The 24,039-nt window shown below is 68.6% G+C and carries 16 protein-coding genes; 11 read left to right on the top strand and 5 right to left on the bottom strand.

The features are described from left to right. The first annotated feature begins 195 nt into the window (after positions 1-195). Both DKM19_RS48825 and DKM19_RS48820 read left to right on the top strand, forming a co-directional pair. Entirely contained in the window at positions 196-4,371 is a 4,176-nt protein-coding gene (locus DKM19_RS48825; RefSeq protein ID WP_110705337.1) for a HAMP domain-containing protein, read from the top strand. Positions 4,372-4,374: 3 nt separating this feature from the next. Continuing rightward, positions 4,375-5,007 (top strand): two-component system response regulator, encoded by a 633-nt coding sequence (locus DKM19_RS48820; protein WP_089210891.1) that lies wholly within the window; start codon positions 4,375-4,377, stop codon positions 5,005-5,007. A 248-nt stretch (positions 5,008-5,255) separates the two neighbouring features. Here DKM19_RS48820 and DKM19_RS48815 read toward each other — a convergent pair whose 3' ends face one another. Then, a complete protein-coding gene (locus DKM19_RS48815) occupies positions 5,256-6,494 on the bottom strand; it encodes an NYN domain-containing protein (RefSeq protein WP_110705336.1) in 1,239 nt (412 codons plus the stop codon). A 456-nt stretch (positions 6,495-6,950) separates the two neighbouring features. Continuing rightward, entirely contained in the window at positions 6,951-10,166 is a 3,216-nt protein-coding gene (locus DKM19_RS48810) for a sigma factor (protein ID WP_162642381.1), read from the bottom strand. A gap of 141 nt (positions 10,167-10,307) precedes the next feature. Here DKM19_RS48810 and pyrE point away from each other — a divergent pair, with 141 nt between their 5' ends. Then, positions 10,308-10,844, top strand: a complete 537-nt coding sequence (pyrE, locus tag DKM19_RS48805; protein ID WP_110705334.1) for an orotate phosphoribosyltransferase — start codon at positions 10,308-10,310, stop codon at positions 10,842-10,844. Between the two features lie 171 nt (positions 10,845-11,015). Here pyrE and DKM19_RS50450 read toward each other — a convergent pair whose 3' ends face one another. After that, positions 11,016-11,474 (bottom strand): hypothetical protein, encoded by a 459-nt coding sequence (locus DKM19_RS50450; protein ID WP_162642379.1) that lies wholly within the window; start codon positions 11,472-11,474, stop codon positions 11,016-11,018. Between the two features lie 78 nt (positions 11,475-11,552). Continuing rightward, positions 11,553-12,278, bottom strand: coding sequence for a DedA family protein (locus DKM19_RS48790; RefSeq protein WP_110705332.1), 726 nt, complete (start codon positions 12,276-12,278; stop codon positions 11,553-11,555). A gap of 171 nt (positions 12,279-12,449) precedes the next feature. On the opposite strand from DKM19_RS48790, the gene fbaA reads away from it, so the two are divergent. The 4 genes from fbaA (at position 12,450) to DKM19_RS48770 (ending at position 16,511) form a co-directional block, all read left to right on the top strand. Next, a complete protein-coding gene (gene fbaA, locus DKM19_RS48785; protein ID WP_110705331.1) occupies positions 12,450-13,472 on the top strand; it encodes a class II fructose-bisphosphate aldolase in 1,023 nt (340 codons plus the stop codon). 100 nt (positions 13,473-13,572) lie between these two features. Then, a complete protein-coding gene (locus tag DKM19_RS48780) occupies positions 13,573-13,992 on the top strand; it encodes a DUF3151 domain-containing protein (RefSeq protein WP_110705330.1) in 420 nt (139 codons plus the stop codon). A 223-nt stretch (positions 13,993-14,215) separates the two neighbouring features. Then, on the top strand, positions 14,216-15,499 hold the full coding sequence (locus tag DKM19_RS48775; protein ID WP_110705329.1) for an adenylosuccinate synthase: 1,284 nt from the start codon (positions 14,216-14,218) through the stop codon (positions 15,497-15,499). An 85-nt stretch (positions 15,500-15,584) separates the two neighbouring features. Next, entirely contained in the window at positions 15,585-16,511 is a 927-nt protein-coding gene (locus DKM19_RS48770) for a glycerophosphodiester phosphodiesterase family protein (RefSeq protein ID WP_110705328.1), read from the top strand. 193 nt (positions 16,512-16,704) lie between these two features. Here the strand turns inward: DKM19_RS48770 and corA are convergent, their stop codons facing one another. Further along, complete coding sequence (corA, locus tag DKM19_RS48765) at positions 16,705-17,832, bottom strand: magnesium/cobalt transporter CorA (protein ID WP_369987673.1); 1,128 nt, start codon at positions 17,830-17,832, stop codon at positions 16,705-16,707. A 695-nt stretch (positions 17,833-18,527) separates the two neighbouring features. On the opposite strand from corA, the gene purD reads away from it, so the two are divergent. From purD to DKM19_RS48745, 4 genes are all read left to right on the top strand, one after another. Further along, entirely contained in the window at positions 18,528-19,760 is a 1,233-nt protein-coding gene (gene purD, locus DKM19_RS48760; RefSeq protein WP_110705326.1) for a phosphoribosylamine--glycine ligase, read from the top strand. A 70-nt stretch (positions 19,761-19,830) separates the two neighbouring features. Continuing rightward, on the top strand, positions 19,831-20,862 hold the full coding sequence (locus DKM19_RS48755; RefSeq protein ID WP_110705325.1) for a hypothetical protein: 1,032 nt from the start codon (positions 19,831-19,833) through the stop codon (positions 20,860-20,862). Between the two features lie 333 nt (positions 20,863-21,195). Beyond that, positions 21,196-22,464 (top strand): UDP-N-acetylglucosamine 1-carboxyvinyltransferase, encoded by a 1,269-nt coding sequence (gene murA, locus DKM19_RS48750; protein ID WP_089210904.1) that lies wholly within the window; start codon positions 21,196-21,198, stop codon positions 22,462-22,464. A 225-nt stretch (positions 22,465-22,689) separates the two neighbouring features. Next, complete coding sequence (locus DKM19_RS48745) at positions 22,690-23,979, top strand: GTP cyclohydrolase IIa (RefSeq protein WP_110705324.1); 1,290 nt, start codon at positions 22,690-22,692, stop codon at positions 23,977-23,979. Positions 23,980-24,039 lie beyond the last annotated feature (60 nt).

Below are 24,039 nucleotides of genomic sequence, written 5' to 3'. Positions count from 1 at the left end.
CCGCCTGGCGGCAGAGACGGCCGTGTCTCCTGGGGCGAATGTCGCAGCCAGGACGGCTCGGGGAGCATTGGTCACTGTTCCGTGACTACCACACATCCCACTGTCATGGGGTGATTCGAAGGCGGGACTACAAGTTGCGCACCGTGACAGACTGGGGTGACTCACGGCTGCGCCCCCGCGAGTCAAGGAGGTCTTATGACCACGGCCAACACCGTGCCCGACGTCGAGGAGCGACGTTACAGCGAGTCGGATCTGCAACCGATTCTTCAGACGCTCATCACCTGGCGCGACGGTGACTTCCGTCGCCGGGTTCCGCATGCCCCGCCGGGGATTCTCAGCGAGATCCGCCTGCTGCTCAACGAGGTCGCCGACCGTCGCGAACACCTGGCCAACGAGCTCCACCGCGTCCGCCGCGAGGTGGTCAAGGAGGGCCGGTTCGGCGAACGCCTGACCGCCGGTCCAGGCGTGGGTTCCTGGGCCGAGAGCGTCGATTCGGTGAACTCTCTGATCGACGCCCTGGTGGGTCCGGTCAGCGGCGCGGCGGACGTCATCGACGCCGTGGCCAAGGGGGATCTGTCACGCCGGATCGATCTCGACCGCAGCGCCAGGGGCGAGGTGCGCCGCCTCGGCAAGGCGATCAACGGCATGGTCGACCAGCTCTCCCTCTTCACCTCCGAGGTGACGCGGGTGGCACGCGAGGTCGGCACCGAGGGCCGCCTGGGCGGCCGGGCCAACGTACGCGGCATGTCCGGTAGCTGGCGCGACTTGACAGAGGCTGTCAACACCATGTCCAGCCGCGTCTCCGCGCAGGTCCGCGACATCGCGCTGGTGACCACCGCGGTCGCGAGGGGCGACCTGAGCCGCAAGGTCACCGTCGACGCCGTCGGCGAGATGTTCGAGCTGAAGAACACCGTCAACACGATGGTCGACCAGCTTCTGGCGTTCGCCGAAGAGGTCACCCGCGTCGCCCGCGAGGTCGGCACCGAGGGCCAGCTCGGCGGCCAGGCCCAGGTCCGCGGCGTCTCCGGCGTCTGGAAGGACCTCACCGACAACGTCAACTTCATGGCGGGCAACCTGACCACCCAGGTGCGCGCGATCGCCACGGTCGCCACGGCGGTGGCCCAGGGCGACCTGTCCAAGAAGATCACCGCCGACGCCCAAGGGGAGATCCTTCAGCTCAAGGACACCCTGAACACCATGGTCGACCAGCTGTCGATGTTCGCCGACGAGGTCACCCGGGTGGCCCGCGAGGTCGGCACCGAGGGCCAGCTCGGCGGCCAGGCCCGCGTCCGCGGGGTTTCCGGGGTCTGGAAGGACCTGACCGACAACGTCAACTTCATGGCCAACAACCTGACCTACCAGGTGCGCAACATCGCCGAGGTCACCACCGCCGTCGCCACCGGAGACCTGACCCGCAAGATCGACGTCGACGCGCAGGGAGAGATCCTCGCGCTGAAGACCACCATCAACACCATGGTCGACCAGCTCTCCTCCTTCGCCTCCGAGGTGAGCCGGGTGGCGCGCGAGGTCGGCACCGAGGGCCAGCTCGGCGGCCAGGCCCAGGTCCGCGGCGTCTCCGGCACCTGGAAGGACCTGACCGACAACGTCAACGTCATGGCGAACAACCTGACCACCCAGGTCCGCCAGATCGCGGCCGTGTCCACGGCGGTAGCCCAGGGAAACCTGTCCAAGAAGATCACCGCCGACGCCCAGGGCGAGATCCTTCAGCTCAAGGACACCCTGAACACCATGGTCGACCAGCTGTCGATGTTCGCCGACGAGGTCACCCGCGTCGCCCGCGAGGTCGGCACCGAGGGCCAGCTCGGCGGCCAGGCCCGCGTCCGCGGCGTCTCCGGCGTCTGGAAGGACCTCACCGACAACGTCAACTCCATGGCCAACAACCTGACCTACCAGGTGCGCAACATCGCCGAGGTCACCACCGCCGTCGCGAACGGCAACCTGACCCGCAAGATCGACGTGAACGCGCAGGGAGAGATCCTCGCGCTGAAGACCACCATCAACACCATGGTCGACCAGCTCTCCTCCTTCGCCTCCGAGGTCACCCGAGTGGCGCGCGAGGTCGGCTCGGAGGGCCAGCTCGGCGGCCAGGCACGGGTCGAGGGCGCCGAGGGCATCTGGAAGCGGCTCACCGAGAGCGTGAACGAGCTGGCGGGCCGCCTCACCACCCAGGTCCGCGCGATCGCCGAGGTCACCACCGCGGTCGCCCGCGGCGACCTGACCCGCTCGATCGCCGTCGACGCCGAGGGAGAGATCGGCGAGCTCAAGGACAACATCAACACGATGGTGTCCAACCTGCGCGACACCACCACGGCCAACCAGGAACAAGACTGGCTCAAGTCCAACCTGGCCCGCATCTCCCGCCTCATGCAGGGCCATCGCGACCTGATGGAGGTCGCCAAGCTCATCATGAGCGAGCTGACCCCCCTGGTCTCGGCCCACTACGGCGCCTTCTACCTGGCGAACCCCTTCGGCGAGCATGATCTGCACCTGATCGCCGGGTACGGCGCGCGTCCCGGCTCCCATCCCCGCCAGCGTTTCGCCATCGGCGAGGGGATCGTGGGACAGGCCGCGATGGAGGGCAAGGGGATCATCCTCAGAAACGTCCCCGCCCGGTATCTGACCGTGGACACCGGCCTCAGCACCTCGACCCCGGCCCAGATCGTCGTGCTGCCGATCCTGTTCGAGACCCAGGTGCTCGGCGTGCTGGAGCTGGCCTCGTTCAGCCAGTTCAGCGAGGTCCACCACGACTTCCTGACCCAGCTCGTGGAGACCATCGGCGTCACCATGAACACGATCATCGCCAACTCCCGGACCGAGGACCTGCTGACCGAGTCGCAGCGCCTCACCACCGAGTTGCAGGAGCGTTCGGACGAGCTCCAGCGCCAGCAGGAGGAGCTGCGCCGCTCCAACGCCGAGCTGGAGGACAAGGCCGCGCTGCTGGCCAAGCAGAACCGGGCCATCGAGATCCAGAACTTCCAGATCGAGCAGGCGCGCCGCACGCTGGAGGAGCGCGCCGAGCAGCTCGCGGTCTCCTCCCGCTACAAGTCCGAGTTCCTGGCCAACATGTCCCACGAGCTGCGCACTCCCCTGAACAGCCTCCTCGTGCTGGCCAAGCTGCTCACCGAGAACGCCGAGGGCAACCTCACCGCCCAGCAGGTGGAGTTCGCCAAGACCATCCACGGCGCCGGTTCGGCCCTGCTCCAGCTGATCAATGACATCCTCGACCTGTCCAAGGTCGAGGCCGGGCGGATGGACGTCCACCCCCAGCAGATCTCCCTGCCCAAGCTCGTCGACTACTTCGAGGCCACCTTCGCCCCGCTGGCCCAGGACAAGGGCCTCTCGTTCGCGGTCGAGGTCGACCCGTCGATCCCGCAGGAGCTCCGCACCGACGAGCAACGCCTCCAGCAGGTGCTGCGCAACCTGCTCTCGAACGCGATCAAGTTCACCCCCAAGGGCGAGGTACGGCTGCGCGTGATCCGCGCCCAGCCGGCGGTGGCCTTCGTGGACGACACCCTGCGCGGCGCCGACGGCATACTGGCCTTCGAGGTGGTGGACACCGGCATCGGCATCGCCGCCGACAAGCTGGAGGTCATCTTCGAGGCGTTCCGCCAGGCCGACGGGACCACCAGCCGCAAGTACGGCGGGACGGGCCTGGGCCTGTCCATCTGCCGCGAGATCGCCCGCCTGCTCGGCGGCGAGATCCACGTGGTCAGCAAGGTGGGCGAGGGCAGCACCTTCATCCTCTACCTGCCGCCGTCCTACGGCGGCCCGCTGGCCGCGCGCGACGGCGGGGCCACCGCGCCCAACTCCTCGCCCCGCAACCCGGCCCTCGTCGGAGTGCTGGAGGACCCCGACGATCTGCCCGACATCCCGCTCTCCGATGACATGTCCCTTTCCCCGTTCTCACAGGGCGAGGGCAAGCCGTGGAAGGGCGAGGACCCGCTGACCGGGGCCAAGATCCTGATCGTGGACGACGACATCCGTAACGTGTTCGCGCTGACCAGCGTGCTCGAACGCTACGGATCCACGGTGGTCTACGCCGAGAACGGCCGCGAGGGCATCGAGCAGCTGGAGCGCAACGAGGACGTCGCCCTGGTCCTGATGGACATCATGATGCCCGAGATGGACGGCTGGGCCACCACCTCCGCGATCCGCCGGATGCCGCAGTTCGCCGATCTACCGATCATCGCGCTTACCGCTAAGGTCATGCGGGGCGACCGGGAGAAGAGCATCGCCTCCGGCGCCTCCGACTACGTACCCAAGCCCGTGGATGTCGACCGCCTGCTCGAACGCCTGCGCGGATGGCTCACCCGGGGCAAGCCGGCCACCGATTCGAACGAAGGCGTGTGATCGATGCCGGAGCGAGCCAAAATTCTCCTGGTCGACGACCGGGAGGAGAACCTGATCGCGCTCGAAGCCATCCTGAGCTCGCTCGATCTGATGCCCATCCGGGCCAAGTCGGGGGAGGAGGCGCTCAAAGCCCTGCTCGGCACCGAATTCGCCCTGATCCTTCTGGATGTCCGAATGCCGGGCATGGACGGATTCGAGACCGCGGCCCACATCAAGCGCCGCGAACGCACCCGCAACATCCCGATCATCTTCCTGACCGTGGTCGACAGTGCCCCCGACTACGCCTTCCGCAGCTACGCGGCGGGCGCCGTCGACTATCTCACCAAACCGTTCGACCCCTGGGTGCTCCGGGCCAAGGTCGCGGTGTTCGTCGAGCTCTACAACATGAACCGCCGCCTGGCCGAGCAGGCCACCATGCTCCGCGAGCGCCTGAACACCGAGCTGCCGCCGGGTGACGCCGCCGAGCACGCGGCCGTGCTCCCCGAGCTCTCCAAACGCCTCACCGCGGTCGAGGACGAGCTCACCCGCGTCGTCGAACTGGCCCGCAAGGGCGGCGATTCCAGCCTCACCGGCTCGCTGTCCGACCTGTCCAACCGCCTCAAGCACCTACGCGCCGGCTTCGACGCCCTCACCTGACCGAGCATCGGACGTACCAGGGGGTCCCTGGGAGGGCGGCCCGCGACCAGCCGCGCGGGTCCTGACGGCGGGCCCGTTCGAGGGCCATGGCCCGCGATCAGCCGCTCAGGGGCCGCTCGGGTTCCGGGCGGCGGGGGCGTCCCGGGAGACCGGCAAGCGGTCACTCCGAAATCTCAGGGCCGCGCGGTGTCGACGGGCCGTTCAAGGAGCGTCCCAAGGAGGCGCCCGAACCGGCCCTGAGAAGGGGGTCAGCGGCGGGCGCGTTCGAGGGCGTCCCAGAAGCCCCTGCGGAGGGCGTGACGGACCTCGTCGTGGAGAAGGAAGTCGATCGGCAGGGAGGAGCCCTGGAGGAGACGTGCCTCCAGGTCTGAGGGCATGCGAGGCTTGCGGGCCAGCACCGCCTCCAGCCACAGGGCGGGCGCGTCCTTGGCCACGGACTCACCGAAGTCGTGACCCTCCTTGTGCGCGGCCTTCACCGCGTCGGAGAGGGTGGTCGTGCCGCTGGTGGCCGCGGTCTGGATCGGCACGGGAGCCGCCTGGGGCCCGGTGTAGGCACCGAGCTGGGATGCCTGGTAACTCGGCATGCCGCCGGTGTTGCCCAGGGAGTATTGGGGGGCCGCCGTCAGCGGACCGGTCGGGCCGTTGGGAGCCGCGGCGGGCGGGGCCGGAGGAGCGGGAGGCGGCTGGACCGGAAGCGCCGGAGACTCGCGGGTGTAGCTCGGATAGGCCGGAAGCGCGGGCTGGGAGTGGGCCGGGCGAGAGGTCTGGGCCGCCGGAATCGGACTGGTGGGCGCGGCGCCGTTGCCGCTGTGGGAGCCGCTCGTCTGACCGTTGCTGCTGTGGGACCCGCTGTGGGAGGCACCGCCCTGGCCGTTGCCGCTGTGCGAACCGCTGCTCTGGCTGTTGGCGATCTGCTGGAGACCGTTGCCCAGGGCGGGCGACTCCATGGTGCCGCCGCTCAGGCTGACATAGGGCCGGAGATGGCTGCCGCCGATCTCGATCAGGTCGTCGCATTCCTGACGGAGCGTGCGGGACACCGCCCAGCTGCCGTCGGCGGCGATGTGTATCACGGTGACCCGGATGCCGAGGTCCTGGGCGTCGCAGACGACCTGCGCCAGATCCTCGTCGCCGCTGACCACCACCGCGTCGCAGACCGCGCTGTTGCGGGCCAGCGTCATCAGGTCACGGTGAACCTGGGCGTCCACACCCTCGCGACGACCGGGGCGGATGCGCGACAGCCTGAGCTTGAGGCCGGGAATGTCGGCCAGCGCGTCGTGCTCGGGTGTGCGGCGGCCCTCGACGGTCGCCTCGTACCAGTAACAGCGCAGCAACGGCAGGCCGGTGCGCTCCATGGAGAGCTTGTTGAGCATTTGGAGCATGCCTGGGTAGTCCCAGGAGACTGCTTCGCGATGGCGGGTCCCATGCACGGCCATCGCGCCGTCGGCCAGCAGGTAGCCAGCGTCCACGAACAGCGCGCAGCGATCCACGCGACACCGCCCTTCTTACGTGGCCCGACCCTTGGACTCAGACAAGTCTGAAGGAACCCCGGAGAGACCAGATAGACGGCCCTTCCTCAGGGTAATCAAGCAGCTGATCGTCCGAGGGTGAATCCCGACGATTCCACCCGCGCCCGCCCATACGCCGGACCGTTTACGCAGACCGTACCAGTTTGTCCCGTTCGTGAGATGCCACCTGCGGGGTCTACTCCCCTCATTCCGGCGCCACCTCCTCCTTCGTTTTCCGGGATCGGTCCATCGCTCCGCCCCCTCTCGAAACCTACTGTTCACCTCCGTCGCGATTTCCCGAAACCCGCTCGCCACCTGCGTGAACATGAGCACCACCGCCCTCATGGACCGATCCGGACGCTCGCCTTCCCCGTCGTGGACGCGTCCGATCACCATCGCTCGCTCTCACGAATCCGATCCGGACGCTCGCCGTCCCCGTCATGGACGCGTCTGGACACTCACCACCGCGGCCCCGAAGAGCAGGACGTCCTGACGGGTGCTCACCGTGAGCGCCGGATCCCGCCCGAGGGTCGCCTGGAAACCGTCCACGTCCGTGCCGAAGGTCATGCTCGTGTCCCTCGCCCCGGTGGCGGACCCGTCGAACGGATTGCCCTGATCCCTGTCCCCGCTGTCCGGACGGAGCGTGTGGCCGCCCAGCGTCACCCTGTCTCCCCGCACGGCCGCGTCGCCCTCCCAGGTCACCAGGGCCACCCGCGCGGGCATGCCGGTGGACGTCAGCCCGTCGAGAGGGATCCGCACCGATCTGTGCCTCCCGTCCAGCACGGTGGCGGTGTCGACGACGACGGCCTGGCTGTACGGCCGGCTCGGGTCAGCCGCGATGATCACCAGGCTCCATCCGGCGTGCTGCGAGACGCCGGGCCGCAGCGAGGCGTCGGCCACCCAGTACGTTCCGCGGACCTCGTCCACCAGCCCCGTCACGTCGGCGAACGCCTGGTATCTCCGGCCGGCCGGCAGTTCCCTCTCCACCACCCGCGCCGCTTTCACCTGCCTGTATCTCTCGTCTCCCGGTGCCCTGAACCTGATCTGCCCGCTGGAAGGCGCGCTCCCCGACCAGTAGAGACCGGCCCAGACCAGTTTGCTCGTCCTCGGCAGGAGCAGCTGGGCAGCGCTCGAGTTTGTCGTCGAGGAGTCTTCGTCCTGGTCGAAAGGACGCATCGCCCAATGGTTGTTGTCCCGGCGGTCGCTCGTGCGCGAGCGGGCGGCAGAGCACACGGAACCGGCGTACGCGCAGCTCAGCAGGGTGTTCCCGATCGCGGAGGTGACCACCTGGCCGTCCGTGGCGAACCGGGCGGGAGCGCCGGCGGCCCGCACCCCGTGGCTCGACCTGGCCGTCATCCGCGATCCCTCGGCGGAGATCGTGACCGAGGGCGCCGAACCCTCGGTCGCCGCCGCCGAGACTAGGACCCGTAGGAACACCGCCGTGGCCCGGCCCGCCGCCAGCGGACCCCGGATGCACCGCGCGCCTCGGGCCCGTACCCGGCAGGACCAGCCGTCGACCGTGCCGACCGGCGTGACCACGGCGGCCGCCCGTCCTCGCTTGGCCCCCGCCAGCAGCGTCACCCCGCCCGGCAGACCGACGTCGGCGACGAGCTCGCCGCTCTCCCCGCCACCGGAGTTGCGCAGCCGTACCGCCACGATGCCCGACTCGGACCTGACCAGCGCACCGAGTGCGTCGATCCTGGCGACCAGGCCCGAGGGGGACGTGGAACTCGTCTGCCGCTCCGGATCCGCCGTACCCGGGGAGCTCGCCTTACCCCGGGTACTCGCCTCACTCCCGGGACTCGCCTCACCCCGCGGACTCCCCGTACTCCGAAGATTCACCCCACCCCCCGGACTCGCCTCACCCCGGAGGCTCATCCCACCCCCCGGACTCGCCTCACCCCGGAGGCTCATCCCGCTCCGAGGACTCGCCTCACCCCGTGGGCTCCCCGTACTCCGGAGATTCACCCCACCCCCGGGACTCACCCCACCCCCGGGGCTCGCCTCACCTCGCGGGCTCCCCGTGCTCCGAGGACTCGCCTCACCCTGCGGGCTCCCCGTACTCCGAAGATTCACCCCACCCCCGGGGCTCGCCTCACCTCGCGGGCTCCCCGTGCTCCGAGGACTCGCCTCACCCTGCGGGCTCCCCGTACTCCGAAGATTCACCCCACCACCGAGACTCGCCTCACCTTGAGGGCTCCCCGTGCTCCGGAGATTCACCCCACCACCGAGACTTCCCTTGCTCCGGGGACTCGTCTCACCCCGGAGACCTGTGCCACCTCCGGGACGCGCCTCACCTCCGGGACGCGTCGTGTTTCCAGGAGTCGCGCCTCCAGAACTCGTGTTTCCAGGAGTCGCGCTTCCAGGAGTCGTCTCGCTTTGGAGGTCCGTCCCACCTCCGGGACTCGGCTCGCGTACGGGTGGCGCCACGGGCCCGGGGCTCTCTTGCCTCCCCGCCTCCCCGCCGGGAGACGGCCACGGGGCCTGCGGCTCGGGATCCGGGGTTATGACCAACGGCGCCGCGACGGACGAGGGCGACGGCTCCTCGGCCGACACCAGCACGAGCGCCGCCACCACAACCGCCGTAGCCGCCGCTCCCGCCATGGTCACCCGCCGCCGGGATCTGGGCGCCCGCCGCCACCAGCCGGGCACCCCGCCTCCGGCCGTGGCGCCCATCTTGCCGAGCGCCGTCCGGTATCCGGCGAACGCCGGACCCGCGATGAGCGGGCCGACGACGGCACGCAGGCTCTGACCCATACCGGCCAGTTCGACGAACACGGCGTGGCAGTCGGGGCAGCCGTTCATATGCTCGTCCACGGCCCGGCTCTCGTCCTTGACCAGGCCGCCCCGCACGTGGTGCCCCATCTTGCCCAGCATCGAGCAGCACTCCGGGGAGGGTGTCTCGGCCAGGTGGATCCGCAGGCAGGCCTGACGCATCTTCTCCCGAGCCTGGTAGGCCAGCGCGGCCACCCCGTTCTCCGTGAGGTCTGTCAGAACGGCGATGTCGTCGAGCCTGCCCGACTCGACCTCAACGTGCCAGAGGACGAGCTGCCACCGCTCCGGCAGGGACAGGAAGGCCCTGGCCACCGGCGAGTGCTCCAGATGGGTCAGAGTGGGATCCACGAAGGGCACCTTCGGATCGGAGAACTCGATCTCCCCACCGGACGCCCGACCGTCCTCCCTCTCGGAACCATCCTCTTTCTCGGATCGGTCATGGACCGTACGGCGAGGCTCGGTGAGCTCGATCTCCCCGTCGGACGTCCGACCGTTGTCCCCATCGGATCGGCCATGGACCATACGACGAAGCGCGGTGAGCTCGACCTCCCCGTCGGACGTCCGACCGTTGTCCCTATCGGATCGGTCATGGATCGTACGGCGGAGCGCGGTGAGCAGATAGACCCGGAATGCCCGCTCCGGACCACCGCCCTGCCCGATCACGTGGTGAATCCTGGCGAACGTCTCCTCCACGGCGTCCTCGACCTCGGCCGCGCCCGAGACAAGCTGCTGGGCCAGCGCCCAGGCCGCGGACACATGCCGCCGGTAGAGCAGGTAGTAGGCCTCCACAGCCTCCACAGCCTCTACGGCCCCCGCAGTCTCCGCGTCCGCCGCGCGGGTCGCCGCCAGCAGCTCAGCGTCGCCTTGAGATGAATTCACGCGCATCGTGACCTCATAAATACCGAGAGTTACCCACCGCATGATTCCGCAGCCCATGGCATGACTAAACCCCGATCGGATTTTTACCGTGGGGACCAGGTTCGAACCGAGTGTCCCGCGGTCCGCTCTAACCTTGATGCCATGAGTGATCGTGAGAACCTGCTGGTCGAGATCAAGAGCAAGGGCGTCGTGCACGGCAAGGTCGTGCTGTCCTCCGGTAAGGAGGCGGACTTCTATGTGGACCTGCGCCGGGTGACCCTCGACGGGCAGGCGGCGCCGCTGGTGGGCCGGGTCATGCTGGACCTCACCGAGGACCTCGACTACGACGCGGTCGGCGGGCTTACCCTGGGCGCCGACCCGGTGGCGACCGCCATGCTGCACGCGGCGGCGGCGCGGGGCAGAAAGCTCGACGCGTTTGTGGTCCGCAAGACGCAGAAGGCGCACGGCATGCAGCGCCGGATCGAGGGACCGGACGTGACGGGACGGCGGGTGCTGGCGGTGGAGGACACCTCCACCACCGGCGGCTCTCCGCTGACCGCGGTGGAGGCGCTGCGCGAGGCGGGCGCCGAGGTCGTGGCCGTGGCCACGATCGTGGACCGGGGAGCCGCCTCCGCGATCGCCGAGGCGGGCCTGCCCTACAGGACCGCCTACAGCCTGGGTGACCTCGGCCTGGGCTGAGTCTCCGCCGGGGCCGAGGAGAGATCGGCCGTCACCCGAGGAGCCGGTCTCCGCTCAAAGGTCGGCCCGCGAAGAATCGGGCTGGACGATCAGTGCCCGGAGAGACGCCCCCGACTCGGGAAACAGATCTCGGGAAGCCGAGAGAGGCGTTGCCGGCCTCTCGAGACGGGGTCACCCGTCTCGGGAGACGGTGAATTCCTGACGCTCCCCGGACTCACCCGGGGGGCGGACGGCACCGTTCACCTGGACGCGGACGGCGGTGGAGTCTGCGAGCACCACGTCGATCTTGGCGTCGAAGGACTGGACCTGCTCGTCCTTGACCATCTCCCGGTTGAGCAGCACATCGCCACCGACGACCTTGAGGAAGACCATGGGGCAGCGGTCCCGCTCACATTGAACGAGGACCGTGGGGACCCGCCCCGAGGCGGGGGCGGCCGCGGAGGCCGTGGGGCCCGTGGGGGCGACGGCCATGGGGGTGACGTCCGCGGGCGAGGAGGTCGGGGGCGGGGGCAGCGTGACCGACTCCGGGTCGGGGTCCAGCGCGCCGACCAGCGAGAGAACACCGACCACGATCAGGGCAACAAACGCCAGCACCGCCAGACCTGCGAGAACCAGTCGGGCGACACCCATCGGATCAGAGCTGTGGCGTCCCACACTGTGGAGGTTAGCGGCTGGTGAGGGTGTCTTACGACCGACCGGTCACATCGGTTACGGCTGGATGTCTCGCCTGGCCGGGGTGGTAGGAGCACCGAGACGGTGCTTTCCTCCGGATTCGGGACCACCGGAACCGCCGCCCTTACGGCCCTTCATGAATTCCATGACAATCGGGATGAGCGAGAGCACGATGATGACAAGGGCGCCCGGCAGAATGTATTTGTCGATGTCGGGCACCGCGGATCCGACCACGCGGCCGAAAATCAACATGCTGTCGGTCCAGAGGATGCCGCCGACGCAGTTCCACAGGAAGAATCGCTTGCGGTCCATGCCGAGCATGCCGGCGACCGGGTTGAGGAACGTGCGCACGATCGGGATGAACCGGGCGAGCACCACGGCCTTGGCCGGGCCGAATTTCTGGAAGTAATACTCGGCCTTGTCGACGTGCTCCTGCTTGAAAAGCTTGGAGTTGGGCCTGTCGAACAGCCTGCGGCCGTACGTGGCGCCCAGATGATGTCCCAGCTGTGCCCCGGCAATGGCGCAGAGCGGGGCCACGACCAGCAGCACGGGGAACGAGAGCGGCGTGAGACCGGGAATGGCCGCGGCCGCCTCGACGGTGCTGAAGACCCCCGCGGCGACCAGCAGAGAGTCGCCCGGCAGGAAGAATCCGAGCAGCAGCCCGGTCTCGGCGAAGATGATGCCGAGCACCCCGATGGTGGCGAACGGGCCCAGAAGGCCGAGCCACCACTTGGGGTCAAGGAGATTGTGCAGGAGGTCCATCAGCGTGAAGCTTATCGGCGACGGAGCCCCGCCGCCGACAGATCGCACCGGCCGAAGTGGTTGTGAAGCTATCCGGCCGGGGCAGAACCCGGAATACTAGCGGACGGGCATTGTCCAAAGCCCCGCGCCAGCTGTTAACAGCTCACAGCCGTCTCCAGGGAGATGACACCGATGCCTATCGCGACTCCAGAGGTCTACGCCGAGATGCTCAACCGAGCAAAGGCGGGCGGGTTCGCCTATCCGGCGATCAACGTAACCTCGTCCCAGACCCTCAATGCCGCGCTCAGAGGCTTCGCCGAGGCTTCGAGCGACGGCATCATTCAGGTGTCCACCGGCGGCGCCGACTTCCTTTCTGGTACCACCATCAAGGACATGGTGACCGGTTCGGTGGCGCTGGCGGAATACGCCCGCGTCGTCGCGGCCAAATACCCCGTGACCGTCGCCCTGCACACCGACCACTGTCCCAAGGACAAGCTGGACGGCTTCGTACGACCGCTGCTCGACATCTCGCTCGAGCGGGTCGCCAAGGGACAGGATCCCCTGTTCCAGTCGCACATGTGGGACGGCTCCGCCGTACCGCTGGACGAGAACCTGGAGATCGCCACGGATCTCCTGGAGAAGGCGGCCCGCGCGAGGATCGTTCTCGAGGTGGAGATCGGCGTCGTCGGCGGCGAGGAGGACGGCGTCGTCGGCGAGATCAACGAGAAGCTCTACACCACGGCCGATGACGCCCTGGCGACCGCCGAGGCCCTGGGCCTCGGCGACCGAGGCCGCTACATGCTCGCCGCGACCTTCGGCAACGTGCACGGCGTCTACAAGCCGGGTCACGTCAAGCTCCGGCCGAGCGTGCTGAAGGACATCCAGGACGCGGTCGGCGCCAAGTACGGCAAGGAGAAGCCCTTCGACCTGGTCTTCCACGGCGGCTCCGGCTCGCTGCTGGAGGAGATCCAGGAGGCCATCTCCTACGGCGTGGTGAAGATGAACATCGACACCGACACGCAGTACGCCTTCACCCGCCCGATCGCCGATCACATGTTCAGAAACTACGACGGCGTGCTCAAGGTCGACGGTGACGTTGGTAACAAGAAGGCCTACGACCCCCGGTCGTACGGCAAGGCCGCCGAGACGTCGATGGCGGCCCGCATCGTCGAGGCCTGCCAGCACCTGAAGTCCGCCGGCACCAAGATCTCCTAGCGGGAAACCAGCGGAAACCGGCTCCCGGATCGGCCCTCGGAGAGAAATCTCCGAGGGCCGATCTTGGCCTGACGTGTCTTCACCGGGTAGGACTGTCGTCATGGAATCGCACGAGAATCTCATCGCCGGCCCGCCGCCCACCCTGCTCCCGGACCTGTCCGAGGCCCGGGAGGCACTGGAGTCCGGCGCCCAAGCATCCGACGTCGCCGCGCGCTTCCCCACCTACCCGGCCGCATGGGCAGACCTCGCGGACGAATACTTCCTGGCCGGACACGCCGTGACGTCGTACGCCTTCGCCCGCACCGGCTACCACCGCGGCCTGGACCAGCTCCGCCGCTCGGGATGGAAGGGACACGGCCCGATCCCCTGGAGCCATGTCCCCAACCGCGGTTTCCTGCGATGCCTGCACGCGCTGGCCCGCGCCGCCCAGACCATCGGGGAGAAGGACGAGGCCGAGCGCTGCTTCCAGTTCCTGAAGGATTCCAGCGCCGAGGCCTCCAAAGAACTGACCGGCCGCTGAATCCCGACGGCCTCTGAGGCCCTGAGATCCCCGAGATCATCAAGGCTTCAGAGGCCGCTTAACCCATCAAAAGCACCGAGGTCACCGAAGTCTCCGAGGTCAAGGGATCGTCCTTCCTTGGCTGGGAGATGCCCATTTCGGACGTCGTCGGGTATTCTCTCCACGCAAGAGCCCCTGTCGCGATTGCGCCAGGGGTTTTCGTTTTTGTGGTGGGAGATTCACGATGCCGGCTGTCGTTCTCTTTGGTGCCCAGTGGGGCGATGAGGGCAAAGGTAAGGCGACCGACCTGCTTGGCGACCAGGTCGACTACGTCGTCAGATACCAGGGAGGAAACAACGCGGGTCACACGGTTGTGATCGGCGACCAGAAGTACGCGCTGCATCTACTGCCGACGGGGGTGCTCTCCCCGAACGTCATCCCGGTGATCGGCAACGGCGTTGTCATCGATCCGAGCGTGCTGCTGAGCGAGATCGACGGGCTGGCGGCCCGGGGGGTCTCCTCCGAGCGGCTGCTGATCTCCGCCAACGCGCACCTGATCATGCCCCACCACAGGGCCATCGACAAGGTCACCGAGCGCTACCTCGGCAAGGCCAAGATCGGTACCACCGGCCGGGGCATCGGCCCCGCCTACGGGGACAAGATCTACCGGATGGGCGTACGGGTCCAGGACCTGCTCGACCCGGGCATCCTGCAGAAGAAGATCGAAGTCGCGCTGAACGAGAAGAACCAGATCCTCACCAAGATCTACAACCGCCGGGCGATCGACGCGGGCAAGGTCCTGGAGGAGTATCTCGGCTACGCCGAGCGCCTCAAGCCGCACATCGCGGACACCTCGCTGATCCTGAACAAGGCTCTGGACCAGGACAAGGTCGTCCTGCTGGAGGGCGGTCAGGGCAACCTGCTCGACATCGACCACGGCACCTACCCGTTCGTCACCTCCTCCTCCCCGACGAGCGGCGGCGCCTGCTCGGGCTCGGGCATCCCGCCGACCCGGCTCACCCGCGTGATCGGCATCATCAAGGCCTACACCACCCGCGTCGGCGCCGGACCGTTCCCGACCGAGCTCGACAACGAGATGGGCGAGTGGCTGCGCACCACCGGCGGTGAGTACGGCGTGACCACCGGCCGCAACCGCCGCTGCGGCTGGTTCGACGCGGTGATCGCCCGCTACGCCACCAGGATCAACGGCGTCACCGACTTCTTCCTCACCAAGCTGGACGTGCTGTCCGGCCTGGAGACGATTCCCGTCTGCGTCGCCTACGAGGTGGACGGCGTCCGTTACGACGAGATCCCGATGACCCAGACCGACTTCCACCACGCCAAGCCGGTGTACGAGGACTTCCCCGGCTGGAAGGAGGACATCACCGGTGCCAGGAGCTTCGAGGACCTGCCCGCCAACGCGCAGTCCTACGTGAAGGCCCTGGAGAAGATGAGCGGCGCCCGGATCTCCGCCATCGGCGTCGGCCCCGGCCGCACCGAGACTCTCCAGATCAACCCATTGATCTGACTTTCTCCCGCTACGGCGCGCGCCTGGGAACCCCAGAGGTGAGCCGTAGCGGGTGATCGGCGCAGGAGGTCGATAAGGTCCCTCTGTGCATGCCGAGATTCATGGCCATCGCGGAGCCCGCGGGCTCCGTCCCGAGAACACGCTGCCCGGTTTCGCCCACGCCCTGGAGCTGGGCGTCGACGCGCTGGAGCTCGACGTCGCGCTGACGGCCGACCGGCGGCTGGTGCTCACACACGACCTCACCGTGTCCCCGATCACCAGTGCCGACGTCCGCCCGGCCTTCCACGACGACCCCCTCTTCCCCTACGTGGGCAGACCCGTCCGCGAGCTCACGCTGGCGCAGCTGCACACCCTTGAGGTCGGCGTACGGCTGCCGCGCCATGAGAACGACCGTTTCGCCCCGACCCAGGTGCCCGTGCCGAACACCCGGATGCCGACCCTGGGGGCCGTGCTGGGGCTGGTGGACGCCTACGGCGCCCACGGCGTGCGGATGCACGTGGAGCTCAAGTCCGATCCGACGAGACCGGAGCTCAGCGCCGACCCCCGCGAGCTGACCGAGCGGGTGATCGCCGAGCTCGACCGGCACCGCAGGCTCGACCGGGCGGCGATCCTCAGCTTCGACTGGCGCATCCTTGAGATCGCCCGCTCCCTGGCCCCGGCGACCCGGCGATACGCGCTGATAGAGCGGGCCACCATGGACAGCGCCTGGCTCAACGGCCTGCGGCTCGACGACTTCGACGGCGACATCCCCGCCGCCGCCGCGGCCGCCGGAGGCACCACGATCTCCCCCGAGCATGTGCTGGTGGACGCGGAGTTCGCCCGCCGGGCCGAGAAGGCCGACCTGCCGATGGTCGTATGGACCGTCAACGAGCCCGGCCGGGCCGCCGAGCTGCTCGACCTCGGCGCGGCCGGTCTCGTCACCGACTACCCCGACCGGATCCGCGCCCTGTGGGCCGAACGGGGCATGCCCACGCCCGAGCCGATCACGCCCATGCGCCATACGGGCAAGTAGCCCATGCGCCATACGGGCACGTAAAGGCCTGATCCGACGCGTGAGCCGGATCCGCACGGGGGTCGCGTCCAACGCGGGAATGCGGAGGTCGCGCCCAACGCGAGAACCTGGCCGGCGCGGAGTCGCGCCCGACACATGAGCCGGACCCGGCGCGGAGTCGCGTCCGATGCGTGAGCCGGGCCCGGCGCGGAGGTCACATCCAGCCGTTGCGGCGGAACCCCCGGTAGAGCAGCGAGCAGGCGAGCACCATCACGCCGATCACGACGGGGTAGCCGAAAACGGATTTGATCTCGGGCATGTGCTCGAAGTTCATGCCGTAGATGCCGGCGATCATCGTGGGGACGGCCATTATGGCGACCCACGAGGAGATCTTCCGCATGTCCTCGTTGGCCAGCGCGTTGGAACGGGCGAGCGCCGCCTGCAGTATGGAGTTGCAGAGCTCGTTGGACGACTCGACCTGCTCGCAGACGCGGGCCAGGTGGTCGACGACGTCGCGGAAATACTCGCGCATCTCGGAGGGGATCATCCGGCGCTGGGACAGCGTGGACAGCGGCGACTGGAGCGGCATGACGGACCGCTTCATCTCGATCATCTCGCGCTTGAGGTTGTAGATCCGGCCGATGTCGCGGGCGCTGACGTCGGCGAAGACCATGGCCTCGACGTCCTCCAGCTCCGCCTGCATCAGGTCGGCCACGCCGAGATACCGGTCCACGACGTGGTCGGCGATCGCGTGCAGCACGCCGGTCGGGCCGCGGTTGAGGAGCTTGGGCTTGTCCTCCAGGCGCTCGCGCACATCCGCCAGCGGGCAGTGCCTGCCGTGCCGTACGGTCACCACGAAGTCGGGGCCGACGAACACCATGATCTCGCCGGTGCCGATGATCTCGCTGGTCGCGGTCAGCACGTCGTGGTCGAGGTAGGCCACGGTCTTCAGGACGACGAACAGCGAGTCGTCGTAGCGCTCGACCTTGGGCCGCTGATGAGCCTTGACGGCGTCCTCGACAGCGAGCGGGTGCAGGGCGAAGACCTCTGCCAGCCACTCGACCTCGGGGGCGTCGGGTTCATGAAGACCGACCCAGACGAAGGCGTTGCCCTTGTCCGCGCCCTTCTCGTTGCTCTTCTCGCCGGCGTTCGCCTCGTTGGCGCTCCGCACGGCCGCGTTGTGCTCGCGGACGAGATCGAGGGCGTCGGGGATGCCCAGGGCCTCGATCCTCCTGCCGCCGATGTAGGCGGCGTATTCGACGAGTGAGTCACTCGGGGGAACGCACGTGCCGGTCATCCGGTCACGGATGGCGACGGTGGGGGCATGGGGGGCACGAATCACGCCGGCGTGCTTGATGCGGGGAAAAAGGAGCGAGGAGCGCATGGCGAGCCTTTCCTGCCCAATCCGGCAGAATCCGCACGCGACGCGATGTCACCTCGGTTCGAAGTGGGAATGCGTGCGGAGCCGGTCGGGCGCCGAAGTGGAGTGGTCGAGAGTGCGCACAGCAGATGTGCGCGAGCACGTACTGCTGGGATCGCCAGAGGACATCCCGAACCACCTCCAATCAGCAGGAGACACGCAAAGCCGCCCAAATCTAACACGAATCCAGGGTGTCTCTCAGACTACCCGCAGCCACAAGCTGCGATCATGCATAACCTGACAAAATTCACCCATCTATCAAGTCTAGCGAGACGGCTTTCCGGGCCCACCCGGTTGGAGAATGGCCTCTCCGCCTACGGGGACCGTCAAGACACGCCGCCGTCGCGGCTTTCCCGCCGGCGGAGACGACCTTCGCGGAGTGCGATCACCCCCTTCGGGGAAACCCATTGAAGACCGGGCGGCCGCACGATCACGTCCGCTGCGATCAAACGTGCGCCCGGCGATAAGGCCGTTTTCGTCACAGTTCATCGTGGTTCGTTGTGGTCCGTCGTGATCGGACCGGCGCGCGACGGCCCCGGCCGTTCGACGAGTCCTCTGTCCACAGCCTGTGGACAGAGAGTGCGGGCGGTGGCCCCGGGGCCGATAGGCTCTGTCACGTGCGCGTTCTTGTGATTGGGTCCGGCGGGCGTGAGCATGCTCTGTGCCGGTCTCTGACAGCAGACCCCCAGGTCACCGAAGTCCACTGTGCTCCCGGAAACGCAGGTATCGCGCAGGTGGCGACCCTGCACCCGGTGGTCCCCACCGACCCGGCGGCGGTCACCGAGCTGGCCGGAAAGCTCGAGGCGGACCTGGTCGTGATCGGCCCCGAGGCGCCGCTGGTCGCCGGGGTCGCCGACGCGGTCAGGCAGGCGGGCATCCCCTGCTTCGGGCCGTCCGGGCAGGCCGCGGAGATCGAGGGTTCCAAGGCCTTCGCCAAGGACGTCATGACGGCGGCGGGCGTGCCCACCGCGCGGTCGCGCACCTGCGTCACGCCGCAGGAGGCCGCCGACGCCCTCGACGAGTTCGGCGCGCCGTACGTGGTCAAGGAAGACGGCCTCGCGGCGGGCAAGGGCGTGGTGGTCACCGACGACCGGGACGAGGCGCTGCGGCACGCCGCCGCCTGCGGCCGGGTCGTCGTCGAGGAGTTCCTCGACGGTCCCGAGGTGTCGCTGTTCGCGCTCTGCGACGGCTCCACCGCCGTGCCGCTCCAGCTCGCCCAGGACCACAAGCGCGCCTACGACGGCGACCTGGGTCCCAACACCGGCGGGATGGGCGCCTACACACCGCTGCCGTGGGCTCCCGACGGCCTCACCGAGCAGGTGATGGCCGAGACCGTCCTCCCGACCATGACCGAGCTCGCCGGGCGCGGCATGCCGTACACCGGGGTGCTCTACGTGGGGCTGGCCCTCACGTCCAAGGGCCCGAAGGTGATCGAGTTCAACGCCCGGTTCGGCGACCCGGAGACGCAGGTCGTCCTCGACCGGCTGGAGACGCCGCTGGCGGGCCTGCTGCTCGCCTGCGCGAACGGGACGCTCGGAGAGTTCGGCCCGCTGTCCTACCGCGACGGCGCCGCGGTGACGGTGGTGATCGCGGCGGAGAACTACCCGGCCGACCCCGTCAAGGGCGACGTCATCGAGGGGCTCGCCGACCCCGTCAAGGACGCCTACGTGCTGCACGCGGGCACCGCGTTCGACGGCGACCGGATCGTCTCCAACGGCGGGCGGGTGCTCAGCGTGATCGGCACAGGCCAGGACGTGGCCACGGCACGCGCGGTAGCGTACGAGGCGGTCGGCCGCATCCGGTTGCGCGGCTCGCACCACCGCACCGACATCGCAGGACGCAGCACCTGATCGGCATGTCCCGAAAGGCCGGGGGCAGTCTTCGCCCGTCCCCGGCCGCTCCGCCCCCCACGGAGGAACGATGTCGCTCGACCCCGCAATCCCCGAACGGATCGGCGACACCGGCGTGCTGCGCTGGCCGGGCACCTGGCGGGTATACGTCGCCACGCGCAGCGAGGAGATCAAGGCCGACACCGAGCGCGCCCTGACCCTGCGCGAGGAGGCCGGTCAGTTGCTGTCCGTGGGGGAGGGCATCGGCACGCACCTGGCCCGCGCGGAGTCCTACGCGCGGGGCCGGCACGGCATACGGCGCTGGCTGACCGGCCACGCCATCGAGGGCGCCTGGTCAAACGTCAACAGTGCGACCGTGATGCTGTACGGCGTGCTGCCGACAGCGGAGCTGTGCGGGCGGGGCCCCGAGGTGTCGGCGATCGGCCGGGCCTACCTGCCGGGTGACGACCCCCGGCTGGTCCACCTCCAGGCCAGGCTCTCCGCCGGGGATCTACAGGAGCGCGACAGGCCGCTGATGCAGTCGGTCCTGCGGGCCGCCTACACCGCGCAGGCGATGGAGACCGGCAGGGTCCGCAACTTCCGCAACCTGCTGCTCGGCTGGGTGATCATGCTGGCCCTGATCGTGCTGGGCGTGATGATCGTCGGCGCGGTCTGGCCGAACGCCATCCCCATGTGCGGCAACCAGTCCGTGATCAGGACCCAGGGGCTGATGCCCGCCCAGATCTGCCCGACGGGCGGCCTGGCACCCAGCAGCGGCGACGTCCCACTCGTCGCCCTGATCGGCATGCTGGGCGCGGCGCTGGCCACCGCCGCCTCGATCTCGACCCGCTCAGAGCTGTCCACCCGCTACTCGCTGGCGGTCGTCCAGAACCTGCTCAAGGCGCCGGCGGGGGTGGCCACCGCCGTGCTCGGCCTGCTGATCCTGAACTCGGGTTTTGTCCCCGGCTTCTCCGGGCTCGGCTCCCAGCCGGCGATCCTGGTCTGGGCCATGGCGTTCGGGTATGGCCAGCAGATCGTCACTCGTTTTGTCGACCAGCGAGCCGACTCCCTTCTGGTCGCCGCCTCACCGCTCACTCCGGCCACGAATACCCGGACCAGATAAGACCAGGTCGAGCCCTTCTCTTCCGGCTGTCCGCCGGCCGGGAGAATGGGGACGGCTCGCCGCGCGCATTGACCGATCGACCCCTGCTCAGGCAGGCTCCCGGCCCTCGGAGGACCGGCGTCGACGGGACTTCCATGTGGGAAGATCGTCGAGCGGAAGGACAACCGTTACCCCGAAACTCACCACAGGCGGACTAGTCACCCACCCGAGGGGTAGTTCCCGCCCGAAGTGGCCGGTTCAGGCGTATCCAACGGCTACTGTTGGCCGATAAACCTCGGCTGCCGCCTCTTGCCACACGAATCACTTAAACATCACTTGCAAGGAGCATGACGCATGGTCCGTTACCGCGTGCGCGGTGGCAACCCACTTCGTGGAACCGCCTTCATCCAGGGTGCCAAAAACGCCGTTCTGCCTATGATCGGTGCGGCACTGCTGGCGGCCAAGGGCCGTACGGTCCTGCGCAACGTTCCCATCATCGAGGACGTGCGCCGCGCGGTCGAGCTGGCCGAGACGATCGGCGCAAAGGTCGAGCTGCACGAGGCCGAGCGCACGCTGGTGATCGACGCCTCGACGCTGAAGAGCCCGGTGCTGCCCGCGGAGATCGCCCGCCGTTTCCGTGGATCCGTGCTGTTCGTGCCCGCGCTGCTGCACCGCCTCGGTGAGGCGATCATCGAGGGCGTCGGCGGCTGCAACCTGGGCAGCCGCAACCTGGACTTCCACTACCTGGGCTACAAGCGCCTGGGCGCGATCGTGGACGAGGGCGACTCCGTCATCCACGTCAAGTCCTCCGGTCTCACGGGCGCCACCCTGTATCTGGACACCCCCTCGCACACCGGCACCGAGAACCTCATCATGGCCGCCGCCCTCGGGCGGGGCACCACCGTGATCGAGAACGCGGCGCTGGAGCCCGAGGTCCTCGACGTGATCGACATGCTGAGCCGGATGGGCGCGAAGATCAGCGGCGGCGGCACCGGTTTCATCACCGTGGAGGGCGTGGAGGAGCTCCAGGCCGTCGAGCACACCGTGATGCCCGACCGCCTCGACGCGGGCGTGTTCGCCATGGCCGCGGCCATCACCGGCGGCGAGGTCAACCTGGTCGGCGCCAACCTGGACCACCTCGGCGTGGTCCGCTACAAGCTGGAGCAGATGGGGGTGGAGTTCGCCGACCACGGCGCGGTCCTCCACGTCCGCCGGGACCGCCCGCTGCGCCCGATCAACGTCATCACCGACACCTATCCCGGCTTCGCCACCGACCTGCAGTCGCCGATCATGACGGTCGCCTGCCTCGCCGACGGCGCCAGCTACATTCACGAGCGCATTTTCGACGGCCGGTTCGCGCTGGCCTCCGAACTGAACAAAATGGGCGCCGACATCGAGGTGAAGGAGAACAGCGCGGTCGTCCGCGGAGCGACTCCGCTAACCGGCACTCAGGTGACCGCTCACGACCTCCGTTCAGGAATCGCCCTCGTGCTCGCCGGTCTCGCCGCCGAAGGGGAGACCGTGATCGAATCGGGATATCTCATCGACCGCGGCCACTCATATCTCGCCGAGCGTATGCAGGCTCTCGGGGCAGATGTCAGGCGAGAGATTTCAGCATCATAATCAGCGGGTTTGAGACGCTCAAAAACCGCGCTGACCTGTGTAAATAGCACTAGTCAGGGGTTTACCCCGGAAGGCCCTTCCGGAATTGGACACAAAACGGGCGTGACATTACGGCCCCCGCAAGCGATCGTTCCAAAAGAGAGCCGAAAACAAACGGACGGCATGATGGGACGAACATTGGTCGAGCGGGCCGAAGAAGCGCCACGAGTGTCACGCCCGGGTGCCATGACACCGGACCTCACTATCGGTGTGGTGGGCCCCCATGACCTCGTCGAGCGGGTGATGTTGATGGGGCACGCGGCAGCCCCACTGCCCTGCCGCCTGGTGGCGGCGGCCTACCGGGACGAACAAGAAGCCGCCGACAAGGTCACCCGACTGGGGGCCGGGGTGGACGCATGTCTGTTCGCCAGCCCGGTCCCCTACGATCTGGCCCGGCGGTCGGGGGTGCTGACGATGCCCGCGACGTATGTCCAGCTCGGCGGCGCCGCACTGATCGCCGCACTGGCCAGGGCAGCACTGGACGAACGGATAGACCCGCGCAGGGTCAGCATCGATGTCCTGAGCCGGGCCGACGTCGAGGAGGCCTACGGCGACCTGAGCCTTCCCTTCGGGGATGTGCACAGCCGTGACGAGCCGGGCGCCACCGGCACGATCGCGGCCTTCCACGAACGCCTCGCCCGCCAGGGCGGCACCAGCGGGGCGCTCACCTGCCTGCCCGCGGTCGCCGACCGTCTTCAGACGGCCGGCATCCCGGTGATCAGGATCCGCCCGACCTCCGCCGCGGTCCGTACGGCACTGCACACGGCCGCGCTGCTCGGTGCGCACCATCGACTGGAGGAGTCCCAGCTCACGGTGGTCCTGGTCGAGGTGCCCACTCTTCGCGAGCCGATCCGCCGGGCCGCGCCGCGCTACTGGCGCGACGAGCTCCGGCTGTCCCTGCACCGGCTGCTGGTGCAGGAGGCCAACCGGATCAACGCGTCGGTGACCGCGGTCGACGACCACAGTTACATGGTCACCGCGACCCGCGGCTCGGTGGCCGCGGCCACCGAGGGCTTCCGGGTGCTGCCGTTCGCCGCACGGGTGCGGGAAGAGCTCGGCCTGGCGGTCGAGGTGGGCGTCGGCATGGGCCGTACGACCCACGACGCCGAGTCCCACGCCCGTGCCGCACTGGCGCGCACCCAGGCGGGCAAACAGGCTCAGGGCTTCGCGGTGGACCGTGAGGGCCGGGCGCTGATCCCCGCACCCAGGATGCCCCCGCAGAACACGGGTCCGCTGAAGCCGAAGGGCGTGGAGGTGCTGGCCAGGCTGGCGGCCAAGCTGGAGGGTGGAGACACGGTCGTGGACGCGGAGGGCGCGGGCAAGATGCTCGGCGTCACCCCGCGTACGGCACGGCGGCTGCTGCGCACGTTGGTCGACGAGGGACTCGCGTGGCCGCTTCCGCCGAACCGCACCCCACAGCCGGGACGTCCTCGCCAGCTCTACCGTCTGATCGTGGAGAAGCTCGGCACCCGCTGAGACCCGAACGGTCGTCCGTCCTGATCTGAGAGGTTCCGCCGTACCCACTCGGTGGAACCT

The organism is Streptosporangium sp. 'caverna' (assembly GCF_003203775.1).
Classification (GTDB): domain Bacteria; phylum Actinomycetota; class Actinomycetes; order Streptosporangiales; family Streptosporangiaceae; genus Streptosporangium; species Streptosporangium subroseum.
The sequence above is the reverse complement of the archived record's forward strand: the minus strand, read 5'-3'. Positions and strand labels throughout refer to the sequence as shown.